Consider the following 14,065-nt stretch of genomic DNA (forward strand, 5'->3'; position numbering starts at 1 on the left):
CAGGTCAGCCCGTCACAGCGCGACGATATCGGTGAGGCATTGCTGCGTGACGCTCATCCGCGCTTCGATCTGCGCCTGGGTCTTGCAGTCCATGTTCATCGCGAACACGGTGACCTCGCTGCCCTTCTCGGCCCAGCCGACCAGCCAGCCGAGCGCGCCGTGCTCCTTGTCGGTCAGACCGGTCTTGGCGCGAATGACGGCGTCGCCGACTTTCGTGACCGGGAGAATGTCGCACACCAGCTCTTGGCGGCGCTTGCCGACCGGCAGCACGCCGCGGCGCAGCCGGTCGAGGAAATCGATCTGCTGCACCGGATCGATCCGCAAATTGCCCGTCACCCAGAACTGGTCGATGCCGCCGCCGATGTCGCGGTTGCCGTAGTCGATGACGTCGAGATACTTCTTCATCCGCTCCTCGCCGATCCGGCGGGCGACCTCCTGGAACACCGGGAAGGCCGACACCGCGAGCGCCGAGCGCAGCGTGTGATCCTTGTTCCAGGCCTCGATGCTGCGCGTCGTGCCGTCCCACTTGAAGACGTCCTTGTCGGGATCCTGCACCACGCCGGTCTCGAGCGCGATCAGCGCGTTCGGGATCTTGAAGGTCGAGGCCGGCAGCCTGCCCTCGCCCGAGCGAACCTTGTCGCTCGCGATGATCAGATAGTCGTCGACCTTGTAGCCGACGAAGGTGCCCTCGGTGCCGAGATCGAAGAACCGCTTTTGCAGGTCCTCACGAAACTCGCTGCGCTGGTAGGACACATTGGCGAAGCTGCGCGACGGCAGGATGCTCGCGGCAGCAAGCAGACCAAGCGCATGGCGGCGATGGATCACGACGGGACCTGAGCTGGTTCGGGTTGACGACGATGCTGATGCCATCGTGGTGAAAGGATGGCAATGAGCCTCACTTGTTTGACGCGTTTTCTTCACGCGAGCCGGTGCCCACTTCGCTTGAAAACGCTATCGCTACCGGGCCCGGCCCGACAGCCGCAGCACGAACACCAGCACCTCGGCGACGGCCTTGTAGAGTTCGGCCGGGATCTCGTCGCCGAGCTCGACATTGGAGAGCGCGCCGGCCAAGACTTCGTTCTCCTCGATCGGGATATCGTTGGCCCTGGCGACCTCGATGATCTTGGCGCCGATCGCGCCCTTGCCTTTCGCCACCACGCGCGGCGCGCCGGCGTGATCGTAATGCAGCGCGACCGCGAGCTGGTTCTGCGTCTCGCTCATGATGCACGATCCAGGAAATGGCCGGCGCGTGCGGGCGCAGGTTGCGGCGGACTGCCGTCGCGGATCTCGATATCGCCGGGCGTGAGCTCGGCCCTGGTCAGCGCCTGGCTCAGCTCGGAAGCGCCGGCACGCAGCTGCGCGACGGTCGAGGGACGCTCGGCCCACATCCGCACCGAGGTGCGCTCGCCGTTCAGCGAGACCAGCGCGTGCACCGGCCCGGCCGGCTCGACGTCGAGCGTGAAGCGCGCCCGCCACACCCGCTTGGCGGCTTCGACCTCGTTGCCGCCGCCGTCGCGGGAAATCTCGAACTGCGCCATCGCCGTGCCCTGCTGGGTCAGGAACGGGATCTCGAAATTCCAGCGCGGCACCATCGTGTCGAGCTGCGGGCGCGTGCCGTCGCCACGGTCCGGCAGCGAGGCGATCTGCAGCAGCGTCTGCCGCGCCAACGCCGCGTCGGTGTTTTCCAAGAGGCGGTGCGCAGCGTTCGCAAGCGGCGTGCCTGGCGCGATCGATGGCCCCGCGACGGCCTGGGCCGACGGCAGCGCGCCGTGAAACGGCGGTGGCGGCGTGCTGCCGCGTGCTGGCACGTCGCCGGGCAGCATCTCCCTCGGCGCGGCGCCCTGCCGTGCCGGGTTGCCGAGCTCATGCAGCGCTTCCTGAATGAGATTGAGCGCGCCGCCCGATGACGGGCCGGCATCGAGCGCATCCGCGAGAGCGCCGGCAAGGTGGGTGGCGCCGCGGGTGAGATCCTCGGCAACCGGCACGCGCGCTTGCGGCAGCAAGATCTCCTGAACCTCGAGCTCGGGCATTGCCGGCGGCACAATGCCCGGGGCCGTGCCGGCACCGGCAAGCGCCGGCTGCGGCGGCGGCGTGGATGCGGGCCTTGTGGCATCGCCAGCGCCGAGCGAAGTCAGCGCCTGGCGCAGCACGATCAGCGCGGCCTTCAGATCGGGCACGCTGCCGCTCGCCGGCGCAACGCCCGAGGCGAGCGTCGCCTCCAGCAGCAGTCCGGATTTCTGGAAGCCGCCCTTGATTGCATCGCCGCTCAAATTCTCGTCGAGGCCGGTTTGCTGCGCCAGCACCTGCGCGATGGCGGCCTGCAGCTTCGGCGGCAGATTGGCCGCGGCGACCGCCGTGAGGTTGGCAAACAGCGGCGCTTGGCTGCCCTGCGCCGCCGCCGCATGCTGCGCCGTCGCGGTGATGGTGACACGCTCGAGCGGCGACAGCACAGCCTTCGGCGCCGTGGCGACGGGTTGCGGAGCGGCGCTGGCGTTGGTCGCCTCCGGCGACAATTGCACGGCATCGCCCGCGTCAGCCCCCGGCCCGACCAGTTGCAGGCGGACGCCGTCGTTGGTCTGCGAGACCGCAAGCTGCAGGTTCTGGCCTTGCTGCAGCGGCACCTCGGTCTGGACGTCGATCGACAGGCTCGCGATCGCGATCCGCACCAGGTCGGCCGACAGCACCTTCAGCACCTGGGCATTGACGACGCTGCCGGCCTCCAGCGTGAGGTCCGGCGCAACGCTGTCCGCCTCCTTCGAGGCGAGCACCGGCAGCACGGGATTGACGGCGATAGCCATGTCGGAGGTCTCGGCCAGGCGCGAGGGACGTGCCGCAGGCTAGCCCGGCGCCGTAAAGGTCTCGTTAACCGGCAGCCGGCCCGAACTCCCTCAGGACGCCGGCGGCGGCCCTGAAATCGACCTGCCGGGCGGCGCGACGCGCAGCGACCTCCTCGTCGACGCCCCACTTCTCGATGTTCCAGTCCTCGTCGACATGGGCGGCCGCCCAGACCTGGTCCTCGTCGCGGACGCCATGGGCGAGCGCCAGCGCCAGCAGCGCCGAGCCGGTCAGCGTCGTCACCACATGGAGCGCCGCGACCGACCATGGATCGGTCGGGAACGCCGCACGCGCCGCCTTGATCGCGGGCTCGGGCTGGCCGACATGCATGACCCCCTCGGCCATGACGAAATGGGCGCCGAGCGTATCGGCGGCCCAGAACAGGATCGGGTCCCAGTGCCCGGCCTCGCGCGCCACCAGCGTCTCGGGGTAGCCGGCGCGATAGAACAGCAGGTCGCTGCCGAGGAATTTTGCCGCATCGTCAGCGACCTCGTCGACGCGGTCTATCACCCCCTCGATCACGCTGTTGGCCAGGCGCGTCAGCGGCATGGTCATGGGATCGATAGTCTCGCCCTGCGCATTCCATTCGGCTGCGACTGCATCCGCAATGGCACGGCTCGGCACCATGATCGGCTTGCCGGACGGCGAGCGGATCTGCTTGCCGTCGAGCGTGATCGCAAATCCGCCATCAGCCTCGGCCACGCCGACGCTGGTGTAGAACCGCTTGCGCTGCGGCCTGCGGATGTGGCGGCGCACTGCCTCCTGCGGGTCGAGCGGGGATTGGTCTGGGACGTCGTCGAAGAGTTCGCGCATCGCGCCGGCCGGCTTTCGCTTGGGAGGATTTCCCTGCAAGATATGCCAGCGGCAACGGCAAATAAAGCTGATGGGACGCGGGAAATTCCTCGCGGGTTTTTCGCTGGTTGCGACGGTTTTCGGAGCCGCCGCCACCGTCGCCGGGTTCCGCACACCGGAATCGCTGATCCGCAACGTCTACGCCCATTATGGCAAAGGCAGCGCCGCATTTTCGAATGGCCTGCCGCGCGACGACGAAACCGGCCGCCAATTCTTCGATTCCAGCCTGCGCGGCGCCTGGACCGCCCTGCACGACGCCCCCTACGATTTCCTGGTGCAGAGCCCGACCTGGCGGCTCGGCCCGATCTCGGTCGCAATTCCGCGCCGGCAGTTCGACAGGACCGATGTGACGGTCACGTTCGATAATGAGGGCCGCACGGTCACGCTCAACTTCATCGTCGTCAACGGACCCGACGGCTGGATGATTGCGGACGTCGAGAGCCCGCACGATTCGTTGCGGATGTTTCTGGCGCAGTTCAGACGCTAATCCCGATCGTCAACACGACAGCGCGCGATGCGATCGGCGGCGCGCAAGAGAAAAATATCTGACGGTTGCCTGCGCGTCCTGCTTTCTCCGCAATTCGGTCCGCGAATGGTGCATCCGATTGATCGCTCAGCAAGTTTGAACGTCGCGCGCACTTCCGCGTCGAAGTGCCGCAAGGCGCTGTCATCTGCGCGTTAAAAACCTGCCAGATTCCGGCAACAACGCGCGGCTAACCTCGCGACACCAAACAGAAGCATTGGTCGACCATCGCGGTCGCAAGACGTGAACCGGCGTCACGCGTGGCGTCCGTGCGCGCTTGCGCGCCGGTGGCGGCGTATTGGCGGGGCGGCGTGGCACGACGACTTTCGACCGTTTGTTGTGTCATCGTCGCGGCCTGCCTCGGGCTTGCCGTGAGCGGCATGACGGCCTGGCTCGGCGCAACGGGCTTGCCGGAGTCGCCGCGCACGCAGCAGGACGTCTGCGCCCGGCCCGAGCCCGGAAGCGCGATCGAGGAACCCGCCGAATTGCGCAGCCGCGACGGCGTGCTCGAAACCGACCTCAGCATCCACGATCAGAAGCTGCCGGACGGAACGAGCCGCTATTGCTATCTGACGCGGGACGGCAAGCCGTCGCCGACCTTGCGGCTGAAGCCGGGCGATCAGCTCGTCATCCGTTTCAAGAACGACCTCGTCGACCTCGATATGGCAGCACCTGCGATCGACCGCCCACTCGCCGGCGCGCCGATCTGCACGACGCGAAAGCAGGCCGATGTTTGCGAGAGCGGCGCGATGACGCCGATCTCGACCAATCTGCACTTCCACGGGCTGACGGTGCCGCCGGTCTGCCATCAGGATGATGTGCTGAAGACCTCGATCCAGCCCGACGACGCGCCGTTCGAATACCGCCTGCGCATTCCGGATGACGCGCCACCCGGCCTCTATTGGTATCACCCGCATCTGCACGGCTTCAGCAAGACGCAGGTGCTCGGCGGCGCCTCGGGCGCCATCATCATCGAAGGCATCGAGCGCGCCGATCCACAGCTCGCTGGCCTGCCCGAGCGCTTGCTCGTGATCCGCGACCAGGATCTCGTCAATCCCGACGCGCTGCCGTCGAAATCCGAGCCGGTCATGACCAAGAGCCAGCTCGATAATGACGGCGACGTCGCCAACTCCGGCACCGGCTTCGGCAAGCCGTCGAAGGATCTCTCCGTCAACTTCGTGCCGGTGCCCTATCCGAACTATCCGCCGGCCCGGCTCACGATGAAGCCGGGCGAGCGGCAGCTCTGGCGGGTCCTGAACGCGTCCGCGATCACCTATCTCAACCTCGCGCTGCTGGTCGGCCGCTCCCCGCAGCAGATCGGGATCGTCGGGCTCAATGGGGTGCCGTTGCAGTTCCAGGGCAGCCCGTCGCCATCAGTGCAATGGGTCAACCATATCGGCCTGCCGCCGGGCTCGCGCGCCGAATTCATCGTCGAGGGACCGCCGGCCGGCAGCTCGGCCCTGCTGGTGACGCGCGCGGTCGACACCGGGCCCGCCGGCGAGAACGATCCCAACCGCGCGCTGGTCGCGATCACGTCCTCGGTCAATACAAGCGAGCCGCAGGCCGCGCTGCCCGCTCACGCCGAGCCGCTGCCGCGACCGGAGCGACCGTGGGTCGGCAACGTCGCGCCGGTGCGCGTCAGGAAGCTGTTCTTCTCCGAGCAGCCGGAGAACGCGAACGACCCGAACAGCCCGACCAAATTCTTCATGACCATCGACGGAGAGACGCCGAAACCGTTCGATCCGCAATCGGACATTCCCGACATCACCGTGAGACAAGGCGACGTCGAGGACTGGATCGTCGAGAACCGCTCGATGGAGCTGCATGATTTCCACATCCATCAGCTGCACTTCCAGCTGCTCGACTGGTCCGGCGTCACCGTCAACGAGCCGTTCCTGCGCGATACCGTCAACGTCCCCTACTACAACACCCGGATGCTGAAATATCCGAGCGTGCGCCTGCGCATGGATTTTCGCGATCCCAACATCGTCGGCACCTTCGTCTACCACTGCCACGTCCTCGAGCACGAGGACGGCGGCATGATGGGACGCATCAGGGTCGCGCCGCGAGACACCGCAAGTTCCACCAAGCCGCTCAATCAGCAAAAAGGAGAGCTTTAATGCGCGACAAGCACAGGTCACGTTGGCTGCAAGGTTGCCGCCTTACCCTCAGCGCACTTGCGCTGGGTCAGTTCACCGCCGGCCCGGTGCTTGCGGAGGACTGGAATCACCACGGTGGACATGAGACGCGGTCGCCGATCAAGCACGTGATCGTCATCATCGGCGAGAACCGCAGCTTCGATCACGTGTTCGCGACCTACGTGCCCGAACGGCGCGACCAGAGCGTGTTCAACCTGCTCTCGCAGGGCATCGTCAAGCTCGATAACAAGAAGAACGCGATCCCCGGGCCGAACTTCGAGAAGGCGCATCAGCAGGCGGCGACCGATACCGGCCTGAACGATGCGTTCCTGCTGAGCCCGCCGAAGCAGAACTTCCCCAAGGATCAATTGCCGGCTCCGCTGGTCGGCGGCCCCAAGGTCTCCTACATCCCGAACAAATGCGGCAGCTCGCCGATCACCACCTGCGAGGCGTCGCTTGCGTTGGCGCAGCAGTCGGAATCCGGCCTGCCGTCCGAGTACTACCAGTTCCTCCTGAGCGGCGGCACCGGTCAGACCTCGCAGACCCCCGACCAGCGCATCACCAATGTCAGCGCGCTGCCGGCCGGTCCGTTCCAGCTCACCAACAGCGATGCGATGCCCTACGACACCTATTCGGCAAGCCCGGTGCATCGCTTCTACCAGATGTGGCAGCAGCTGAACTGCAACCACTCGGCGGCCAGCCGTGACAATCCGTCGGGCTGCGGTGGCAACCTGTTCGCCTGGGTCGAGGTGACCGTCGGCGCGGGCGCCAACGGTGCGGCGCAGCCCTCCAACTTCTCAACGGACTACTCGCCGACGGCAACGACCACCGGCGAGGGTTCGACGGCGCTTGGCTTCTACAACGTGCAGAAGGGTGACGTGCCCTACTTCACCTCGCTCGCGCAGAAATACGCGATGAGCGACAACTTCCACCAGTCCGTCAATGGCGGCACCGGCGCCAACCACATCATGTTCGGCCATGCCGACATGCTCTACTTCAGCGACACCTACGGCAACGCCGCGGTGCCGCCGAACGGCACGCAGGTGTTCGGCGGCACGCCCGACGCCGGCATCGTGCATGAAATCGAGAATCCGAACCCGGCTTCCGGCACCAACAACTGGTACACCGAGGACGGCTACGGCGCCGGCGGCAATGGCGGCTTTGCGCCGCCCTACCAGACGAGCCCGGTGTCCGGCGGCGGCTCCTACAGCGACTGCTCGGATCCCAGCCAGCCCGGCGTCAAGCCGATCCTGGACTATCTTAAGGGGATCCACATCAACGCGAACTGCGAACCGGGCCACTACTATCTCTTGAACAACTACAATCCGGGTTACTTCGGCAACGGCAAGAACGCCTACACCGACACCAATCCGTCCAACACGCCGTTCACGATCCCGCCGTCGACCCGCAAGAGCATCGGCGACAGCCTGAACGAGCGGAACATCTCCTGGAAGTACTACGGCGACCAGTGGAACAACTACGTCAACGATCCCTATCAACTCAACTGGGGTGTGGCTGGTCCGACCGCGGACGAGTACTGCAACATCTGCAACCCGTTCCAGTACGACACCTCGATCATGTCGCACCCGGACCAGGTCGCAGCCCATATCAAGGACTCGGTTGATCTGTACTCCGACCTCTCCAAGCACGCGCTGCCGGCGGTCTCGATCGTCAAGCCGAGCGGCTTCACCGACGGTCACCCGTCGTCCTCCAAACTCAATCTGTTCGAAGGCTTCACCAAGAAGATCGTCGACCAGGTCCAAACCTCGGACTATGCGAAGGACACCGCGATCTTCATCACCTTTGACGAAGGCGGCGGCTACTTCGACTCCGGCTATGTGCAGCCGCTCGATTACTTCGGCGACGGCACGCGTATTCCGCTGATCGTGGTGTCGCCGTTCGCGCGGCACGGCCACATCTCGCATGAATATGCCGATCACGTCTCGATCATCAAATTCATCGAGCGGAATTGGCGCCTGGAGCCGATCACGAACCGCAGCCGCGACAACTTCCCGAACCCGGTCGCGGCGCCCGGCAATCCCTATGTTCCGGTCAACAACCCGGCGCTCAGCGATCTGTTCGACGTCTTCGACTTCGACGACGGCGGCCATCATCATGACGGCGGCTGGGACCACTGACGCCCGCACCTCGCGACACAACGATCCGCCGGCCCGAAAGGCCGGCGGATTTCATTTGCGTCCAGCGGATGTCCTAGCCTGAACGAGCCTGTAACGTGTCCGGCAGCACCGGTCTCGTCTCCATGGAAATTCAGGTCAATGACATCAGTCGCTTTCCGCCAGGCACAACCCGCCGACCTTCCCGCGATCATCGCCCTGCTCGCCAACGATCTCCTGGGGAAACAGCGCGAGGATCCGAGCTCGCCGCCGAACCCACGATACGTCGACGCTTTCAAAGCCATCCTCGCTGATCCCAACCAATTTCTGGTCGTGGCGACCCTGGACGACGAGGTGATCGGGACCCTTCAACTCACCTTCATTCCCGGAATGGCACGCCTGGGCGCCTGGCGCGGACAGATCGAGGCGGTCCGAATTGCCGAGGCGCACCGCAGCTCGGGCGTCGGGCAGCAGATGTTCGAATGGGCGATCGACCAATGCAAAGCGAGAGGCTGCGATCTCGTGCAGCTGACCACCGACAAGGCGCGCCCCGATGCGCACCGCTTCTATGAGCGATTGGGATTCGTCGGCAGCCATCTCGGCTACAAGCTGATGCTTTAAGCTTCCGCACCGTGCGGCGAGACCAACCGGCCGCGCGATCACAACACCTCGATGCGGCGCGGCCGAGCGTTGTGATATGGCGCCGGCTTTGGCAGTCTCCCTGATCACCGGAACGACGCGGGAGCGGACGGCATGCGGCACTTCATTCTTCCGACATCCTTGCTGGCCGTCATCTGGCTGCTGCTGCCACTTCCCGCCCAATCGGCGCCCTGCCTGCTCGTCACCTTGACCGGCACCATGAGCGGCCCCGCTTTGCGCAATGGCATCGCGGGCGCCGGCACACTCGTGCGCTACGGAGATGACAGTTCCGATTGCGGGATGCTGAAGCTGCAGTTCGACGCAGGCCGCGGCACCGAACTAAGGCTGTCACAACTGGACGTCGAGCCCGGCCAGATCGACGCCGTCTTCCTCACGCATATGCACTCGGATCACACCGAGGGCCTCGTCGACTTGCTGCTCGCGCGCTGGAACTGGAGTTCCGGCGGGGCCGCGCTCGATGTGGTCTGCAGCAGCGATGCGCCCTCCCCGCTCGGCTTCACCCTGAGCTGCGGCAAGTTTGTCGCGCATATCGGCGATGCCTTTGTTCAGTCCGGCGAAATCGCACAGCGGGTTTCAGAGGACAAGAGGCGGTTGGCTGGCGGACCTGCCGAGCTTGTGCATCTCATCACATTCGAGCCGACGGACGAGCCACAGGTGATCTGGTCGAAGGGCGGGGTCCGGGTGAGCGCGATCCGCTCGACCCACATCGCGGGCCATGCCTCCTATCGCGTCGACACGCCGGCCGGCAGCGTCGTGATCGGCGGCGATGCCAGCAATGACAGTGCCGCTCCGCCGCGTCCGACGTCGACGTCGGCGCAAGTCGAGAAGCTGGCACAAGGCGCCGAGGTGATCGTGCACTCGACCATGCATCCCATCATGGGTCCGGAGCGCGACAGCGGCATGCCGCCGCCCGTCTTCTACCGCCAGAGCCTGGCGCCCGACCTCGGCGCCATGGCACAACGCGTGGGCGCCAAGTATCTGATGCTGACCCACCTCGCGCCACAGGTCGGGGCAACGCACCACGGCCCCTACAAGGTCCCCGGAGGCGCGCTCACCGAAGCGGACTATCGCGCCGCCGCCGAGGCAGGCGGATTTACCGGCACGACGATCGTCGGCTCGGATCTCGCTACTTTGCGCCTTCCCGCCAAATAGACCGGCGCAGCCGGTTTCCGGCCGGCTCTCACGGCTTCTGATAGATCACGTGACCCGCGCGGATGGTGGTGCTCACTTTCGCAAGATTGGCGACGTCGCTGAGCGGGTCGCCGTCGAGCACCACGAGATCGGCGTCAAAGCCCTGCTCCACCCTGCCCTTCTTCGCGGCCTTGAAGAACCGCGCCGGATTGGTCGTCAGCGAGGCCAGCACTTGACGCTCCGACAGCACGCGGTGCATCAGCTGGAATTCCTGCGTGGTGTCGTACAGCGTGGTGAAGCCGACATCGGTGCCGAACAGCACCGTGCCGCCGTTCTCCGAGAACTGCTTGAGCTGGTTGACGGTCGCGGCCACCAGGCGGTTGGTGACGTTGGGGTCGAGAACCACCGTCGTGAACAGCGACAGCGTCGGGATCAGCGCAGTCCCCTGCGCCTTGAACCGCGCAAGTTGATCATCCGTGTAGCTCCGCTCGCTGGGCGTCGTGTGCGCGAGCACGTCGACGTCTGCTGCGATCACCGTCTCGACGCCGATCTTGTTCTGCGGATGCGCGAACACCGGCCTGCCCTGTGCATGCGCGACGTCGACGGCCGCCTTGGCGATCGCCGGATCCATGTTGATGACAGGTTTATCGCCCATGAACGCGCCGGTGAACAGCTTGATGCCGTCCTCGCCCATCGCGAGCCAGTCGCGCGCCCACTTCGCCGCCTCCGCAGGCGTCGCGGCTTCAGGAAGCTGGATTTCGGGCGGCAGGTAGACGGGATGCCCGCCCTTGGGAAACACGTTGCCGGCGAGCAGAATGTTGGGACCGGCGACCTCATTTGCTGCGATGCGCTTGCGCAGCGGCAGCGTGTTCCGTGGATCGGAGCCGAGATCCCAGACCGTGGTAAAACCCCATCGGGTCAGCATCTCCTGCATGTGCTGCGTCAGCGGCGCGGCCGGCGCCTCGCCGGCGTTGTGCCAGACATGTTCCGTGAAATGCACGTGGCTGTTCCAGAACCCGGCAACGACAGTCTTGCCGCTGCAATCGATCAGGCGCGCATCCGAGGGCAGCTTGACGTCGCCGGACTTGCCGACCGCGCTGATGACGCCGTCCGTGATCACGATCGCCGCATCCGGCAGCGCGGCTGCATCGGCCGATGCGTAAAGCGTGCCGCCGCGGAGCGCCACGGTCTCGGCATGTGCCGCCGCAGTGGCGACGGCCGAGCCAATGAGAAAAAGCGCGACGCGTAACCAGGTCCCGGTCATGGACAGCCTCTCTGACGGTTGCATGCCGGCGGTGCCCGGCGCGCGGCAACATAGCCGCGGCGCAGTGAGCCGCTTTGATCGTTCTTGCTGTCCGCGACGGATATCGAGAGGCGGCGTCCGCCGTCACTCCTCGGGCGCGTTCTCGATCGGGTCGAAGCGATCGGCCTCGAGCCCGAGCAGATTCCAGGATTGCAGCATGTGCGGCGGCAGCGGCGCCGTCGCGTCGATCACGCCGCCGCGCGGGTGCGGAATCACGATGCGGCGCGCGAGCAGATGCAGCCGGTTCTGCAGGCCGCCCGGCAGCTGCCAGTTCTCCTTGTTGAAGTATTTGGGGTCGCCGACGATCGCGTGATCGATATGCGCCATGTGGGCGCGCAATTGATGGGTGCGGCCGGTCACCGGCTTGAGCGAGACCCAGGCGAGCTTCGTCGCCGAAGTCTCGACCACGGCATAGTAGGTCACGGCGTGGCTGGCGCCCTCGTCGCCATGCGCCGCAATCCGCATGATGCTGTCTTCCTCGCTCTCCTCCTTGGCGAGATAGGTCGAGATGCGGCCCTGCTTCGGCTTCGGCACGCCGGCAACCAGCGCCCAGTAGATCTTGCGCGCGGAACGATGCCGGAACGAGCCGGTCAGAGCGGTCGCGGCAAAGCGCGTCTTGGCGATCAGCAGGCAGCCCGAGGTCTCGCGGTCGAGCCGATGCACCAGCCGCGGCTTCTGCCCCTTGGCGTCGCGCATCACCTCCAGCATGTCGTCGACATTGCGCGTGATGCCGGAGCCGCCCTGAACCGCCAGGCCTGCGGGCTTGTTCAGCACCATCACGTCGGCGTCCTCGAACAGGATCATATCCTTGAGATCCTGGAGGGTCTTCTTCGCCGCTTCGGACAGGCTGGCGGCCGCCTTCGGCGTATCGAGCCGCAGCGGCGGAATGCGGACGCTCTGCCCTTCTTCCAGCCGGTCCTTGCTGTCCGCACGCTTGCCGTTGACGCGCAACTCGCCCTTACGAACGATGCGCTGGATGTGGGAAAACGACAGGCCGGGGAAACGCGCCTCGAGAAAGCGGTCGACGCGCATGTTGTCCTCGTCCGCCGTCACCACCACGGTCTGCACCTTGGTCGGCAGCGGCGGCGGCTCGGCGACACTCTTCTCCGGTTCGGGCACGAATGGCTTGGGCGCCCGCTGCTTGTCGCCAAGGCGCACCGCTGTTGACTTGCCGCCCGCACGATGCGCCGGCCCCCGCTCGGCTGCCGGGCCGCGATGGGGACGCGCGCCTTTGGCGCGGTCGCTCGCTGGGCGGAGAGGTCTCTTGACGCGGCGGCTCATGGGGTTGCAACTCCGAAGTTAAGCCCGTGGGTAGCGCAAATGCCGCGAATCGTCACGGCGAAATCGGTACGAATCCGGCGCAACATTGGCCATGTTTGGCTGCATGCGGCAATCGACGGGAGCCGTGGAAGGAGCTTTGGAATGAGACTGGCGGTATCGGCTTTGGCGGCGGCCCTGATGCTCTCCGGACCGGCGCTGGCGCAGCAAGGCCCGATGCAGGAAGATCTCGCCTGGAAGCTCCTGGAACTCGGCCGCGTCATCGACCCGCCCAGGACGGCCGCGCTCTACGCACCGCTGCAGCAGAAGGAGCCCTATCAGGGCGTCAAGGTCGAGCGCGACGTCAAGTATGGCCCTGCCGACCGCCATTTGCTCGACATCTTCACGCCCGACCCAGCGGCGGCGGCGCCACGGCCGGTGCTGATCTACATCCACGGCGGCGGCTTCATTGCCGGCAGCAAGCGCAACCCCGGCAGCCCGTTCTACGACAACGTCATGCTGTGGGCCGCCAAGAGCGGCTTTGTCGGCGTCAATGCCACCTACCGCCTGGCGCCGGCCTTTCCCTGGCCGGCAGGCGCCGAAGACATGGGCGCGATCGTGCAGTGGGTCGCGGAGAACATCGGCTCCCGCGGCGGCGACCCCAGCCGCATCTTCCTGATGGGCCAGTCAGCCGGCGCGATCCATGTCGCGAGCTATGTCTCGCACAGCGAATTCCACAAGGTGACGGGCGGCGGCCTTGCCGGCGCGATCATGGTGTCAGGCATCTACGATCTGACCGCCTCGCCCGCCGGCGACGCTGAGCTCGCCTATTACGGCTCCGACCCCTCGCGCTACGCCGAACGCTCCTCGCTGCAAGGCCTGGTCGCCAGTCCGATTCCATTTCTGATCACCGCGGCCGAGCTCGATCCGCCGCGCTTCGTCGAACAGTTCGAGCTCATGAAGCAGGCCAGCTGCAAGCGGCCGAGCGGCTGCGCCCGCAGCTTCATGCTGCCGCAGCACAGCCATATGTCGGAGGTCTACGCGATCAACACGCCGGACACGCGGCTGACGGATGAGATTCTGGAGTTCGTGAAAAGCGTCAAGTGACGCGCGAGAGCAATATGAAGTTATGGGCCGTCGCAGCGGGCTCTACCAAAATATCGAGAACAACCCCATGCAAAGTAGCCGGCGGCGGCCGGCGTTCGACCAAGCAACTTGACACGTCGGGCAATTCAGGGATATATTTCTAATA

Annotated in this window: 12 protein-coding genes; 6 read left to right on the forward strand and 6 right to left on the reverse strand. The window is 65.8% G+C overall.

Annotation, left to right across the window (positions count from 1 at the left end; all coding sequences use genetic code 11):
- Positions 1-12: 12 nt before the first annotated feature.
- The 4 genes from blaOXA to HU230_RS16865 all read right to left on the reverse strand — a co-directional run bounded on the left by blaOXA (position 13) and on the right by HU230_RS16865 (position 3,648).
- Complete coding sequence (gene blaOXA, locus HU230_RS16850) at positions 13-825, reverse strand: class D beta-lactamase (protein ID WP_176530673.1); 813 nt, start codon at positions 823-825, stop codon at positions 13-15.
- Between the two features lie 132 nt (positions 826-957).
- Positions 958-1,221, reverse strand: a complete 264-nt coding sequence (locus HU230_RS16855) for an EscU/YscU/HrcU family type III secretion system export apparatus switch protein (protein ID WP_176530672.1) — start codon at positions 1,219-1,221, stop codon at positions 958-960.
- Positions 1,218-2,798: a flagellar hook-length control protein FliK gene (gene fliK, locus HU230_RS16860; protein WP_176530671.1), complete on the reverse strand. Its 1,581-nt coding sequence runs from the start codon at positions 2,796-2,798 to the stop codon at positions 1,218-1,220. The genes HU230_RS16855 and fliK overlap by 4 nt, the downstream gene beginning before the upstream one ends.
- 64 nt (positions 2,799-2,862) lie before the next feature.
- On the reverse strand, positions 2,863-3,648 hold the full coding sequence (locus tag HU230_RS16865; protein ID WP_176530670.1) for an ATP12 family chaperone protein: 786 nt from the start codon (positions 3,646-3,648) through the stop codon (positions 2,863-2,865).
- 70 nt (positions 3,649-3,718) lie between these two features.
- Between HU230_RS16865 and HU230_RS16870 the strand changes: the two genes are divergently transcribed.
- The 5 genes from HU230_RS16870 (at position 3,719) to HU230_RS16890 (ending at position 10,274) form a co-directional block, all read left to right on the forward strand.
- Positions 3,719-4,174: a hypothetical protein gene (locus tag HU230_RS16870; RefSeq protein ID WP_176530669.1), complete on the forward strand. Its 456-nt coding sequence runs from the start codon at positions 3,719-3,721 to the stop codon at positions 4,172-4,174.
- Positions 4,175-4,521: 347 nt separating this feature from the next.
- Positions 4,522-6,330: a multicopper oxidase family protein gene (locus tag HU230_RS16875; protein ID WP_210284220.1), complete on the forward strand. Its 1,809-nt coding sequence runs from the start codon at positions 4,522-4,524 to the stop codon at positions 6,328-6,330.
- Complete coding sequence (locus HU230_RS16880) at positions 6,330-8,486, forward strand: alkaline phosphatase family protein (RefSeq protein WP_176530668.1); 2,157 nt, start codon at positions 6,330-6,332, stop codon at positions 8,484-8,486. Before HU230_RS16875 ends, HU230_RS16880 begins: the two co-directional genes overlap by 1 nt.
- 138 nt (positions 8,487-8,624) lie before the next feature.
- Positions 8,625-9,083 carry a GNAT family N-acetyltransferase gene (locus HU230_RS16885; RefSeq protein ID WP_176530667.1) on the forward strand — a complete coding sequence of 153 codons (459 nt, stop codon included), beginning with the start codon at positions 8,625-8,627 and terminating at the stop codon, positions 9,081-9,083.
- 132 nt (positions 9,084-9,215) lie between these two features.
- Entirely contained in the window at positions 9,216-10,274 is a 1,059-nt protein-coding gene (locus HU230_RS16890; protein WP_176530666.1) for an MBL fold metallo-hydrolase, read from the forward strand.
- Positions 10,275-10,302: 28 nt separating this feature from the next.
- Here HU230_RS16890 and HU230_RS16895 read toward each other — a convergent pair whose 3' ends face one another.
- Together HU230_RS16895 and HU230_RS16900 are read right to left on the reverse strand one after the other, a co-directional pair.
- Positions 10,303-11,517 carry an amidohydrolase family protein gene (locus HU230_RS16895; protein ID WP_176530665.1) on the reverse strand — a complete coding sequence of 405 codons (1,215 nt, stop codon included), beginning with the start codon at positions 11,515-11,517 and terminating at the stop codon, positions 10,303-10,305.
- Positions 11,518-11,640: 123 nt separating this feature from the next.
- Positions 11,641-12,837 (reverse strand): RluA family pseudouridine synthase, encoded by a 1,197-nt coding sequence (locus tag HU230_RS16900; protein ID WP_176530664.1) that lies wholly within the window; start codon positions 12,835-12,837, stop codon positions 11,641-11,643.
- 141 nt (positions 12,838-12,978) lie between these two features.
- Between HU230_RS16900 and HU230_RS16905 the strand changes: the two genes are divergently transcribed.
- Positions 12,979-13,920 (forward strand): alpha/beta hydrolase, encoded by a 942-nt coding sequence (locus tag HU230_RS16905; protein ID WP_176530663.1) that lies wholly within the window; start codon positions 12,979-12,981, stop codon positions 13,918-13,920.
- The last annotated feature ends 145 nt before the right edge of the window (positions 13,921-14,065 follow it).

This window comes from Bradyrhizobium quebecense (assembly GCF_013373795.3).
GTDB lineage: Bacteria > Pseudomonadota > Alphaproteobacteria > Rhizobiales > Xanthobacteraceae > Bradyrhizobium > Bradyrhizobium quebecense.

Bases quoted from the DNA above. Each gene is read 5' to 3' on its own strand.
- HU230_RS16855 (WP_176530672.1), bottom strand. From the start codon at position 1,221: ATGAGCGAGACGCAGAACCAGCTCGCGGTCGCGCTGCATTACGATCAC.
- fliK (WP_176530671.1), bottom strand. From the start codon at position 2,798: ATGGCTATCGCCGTCAATCCCGTGCTGCCGGTGCTCGCCTCGAAGGAG.
- HU230_RS16865 (WP_176530670.1), bottom strand. From the start codon at position 3,648: ATGCGCGAACTCTTCGACGACGTCCCAGACCAATCCCCGCTCGACCCG.
- HU230_RS16870 (WP_176530669.1), top strand. From the start codon at position 3,719: ATGGGACGCGGGAAATTCCTCGCGGGTTTTTCGCTGGTTGCGACGGTT.
- HU230_RS16880 (WP_176530668.1), top strand. From the start codon at position 6,330: ATGCGCGACAAGCACAGGTCACGTTGGCTGCAAGGTTGCCGCCTTACC.
- HU230_RS16885 (WP_176530667.1), top strand. From the start codon at position 8,625: ATGACATCAGTCGCTTTCCGCCAGGCACAACCCGCCGACCTTCCCGCG.
- HU230_RS16890 (WP_176530666.1), top strand. From the start codon at position 9,216: ATGCGGCACTTCATTCTTCCGACATCCTTGCTGGCCGTCATCTGGCTG.
- HU230_RS16895 (WP_176530665.1), bottom strand. From the start codon at position 11,517: ATGACCGGGACCTGGTTACGCGTCGCGCTTTTTCTCATTGGCTCGGCC.
- HU230_RS16900 (WP_176530664.1), bottom strand. From the start codon at position 12,837: ATGAGCCGCCGCGTCAAGAGACCTCTCCGCCCAGCGAGCGACCGCGCC.
- HU230_RS16905 (WP_176530663.1), top strand. From the start codon at position 12,979: ATGAGACTGGCGGTATCGGCTTTGGCGGCGGCCCTGATGCTCTCCGGA.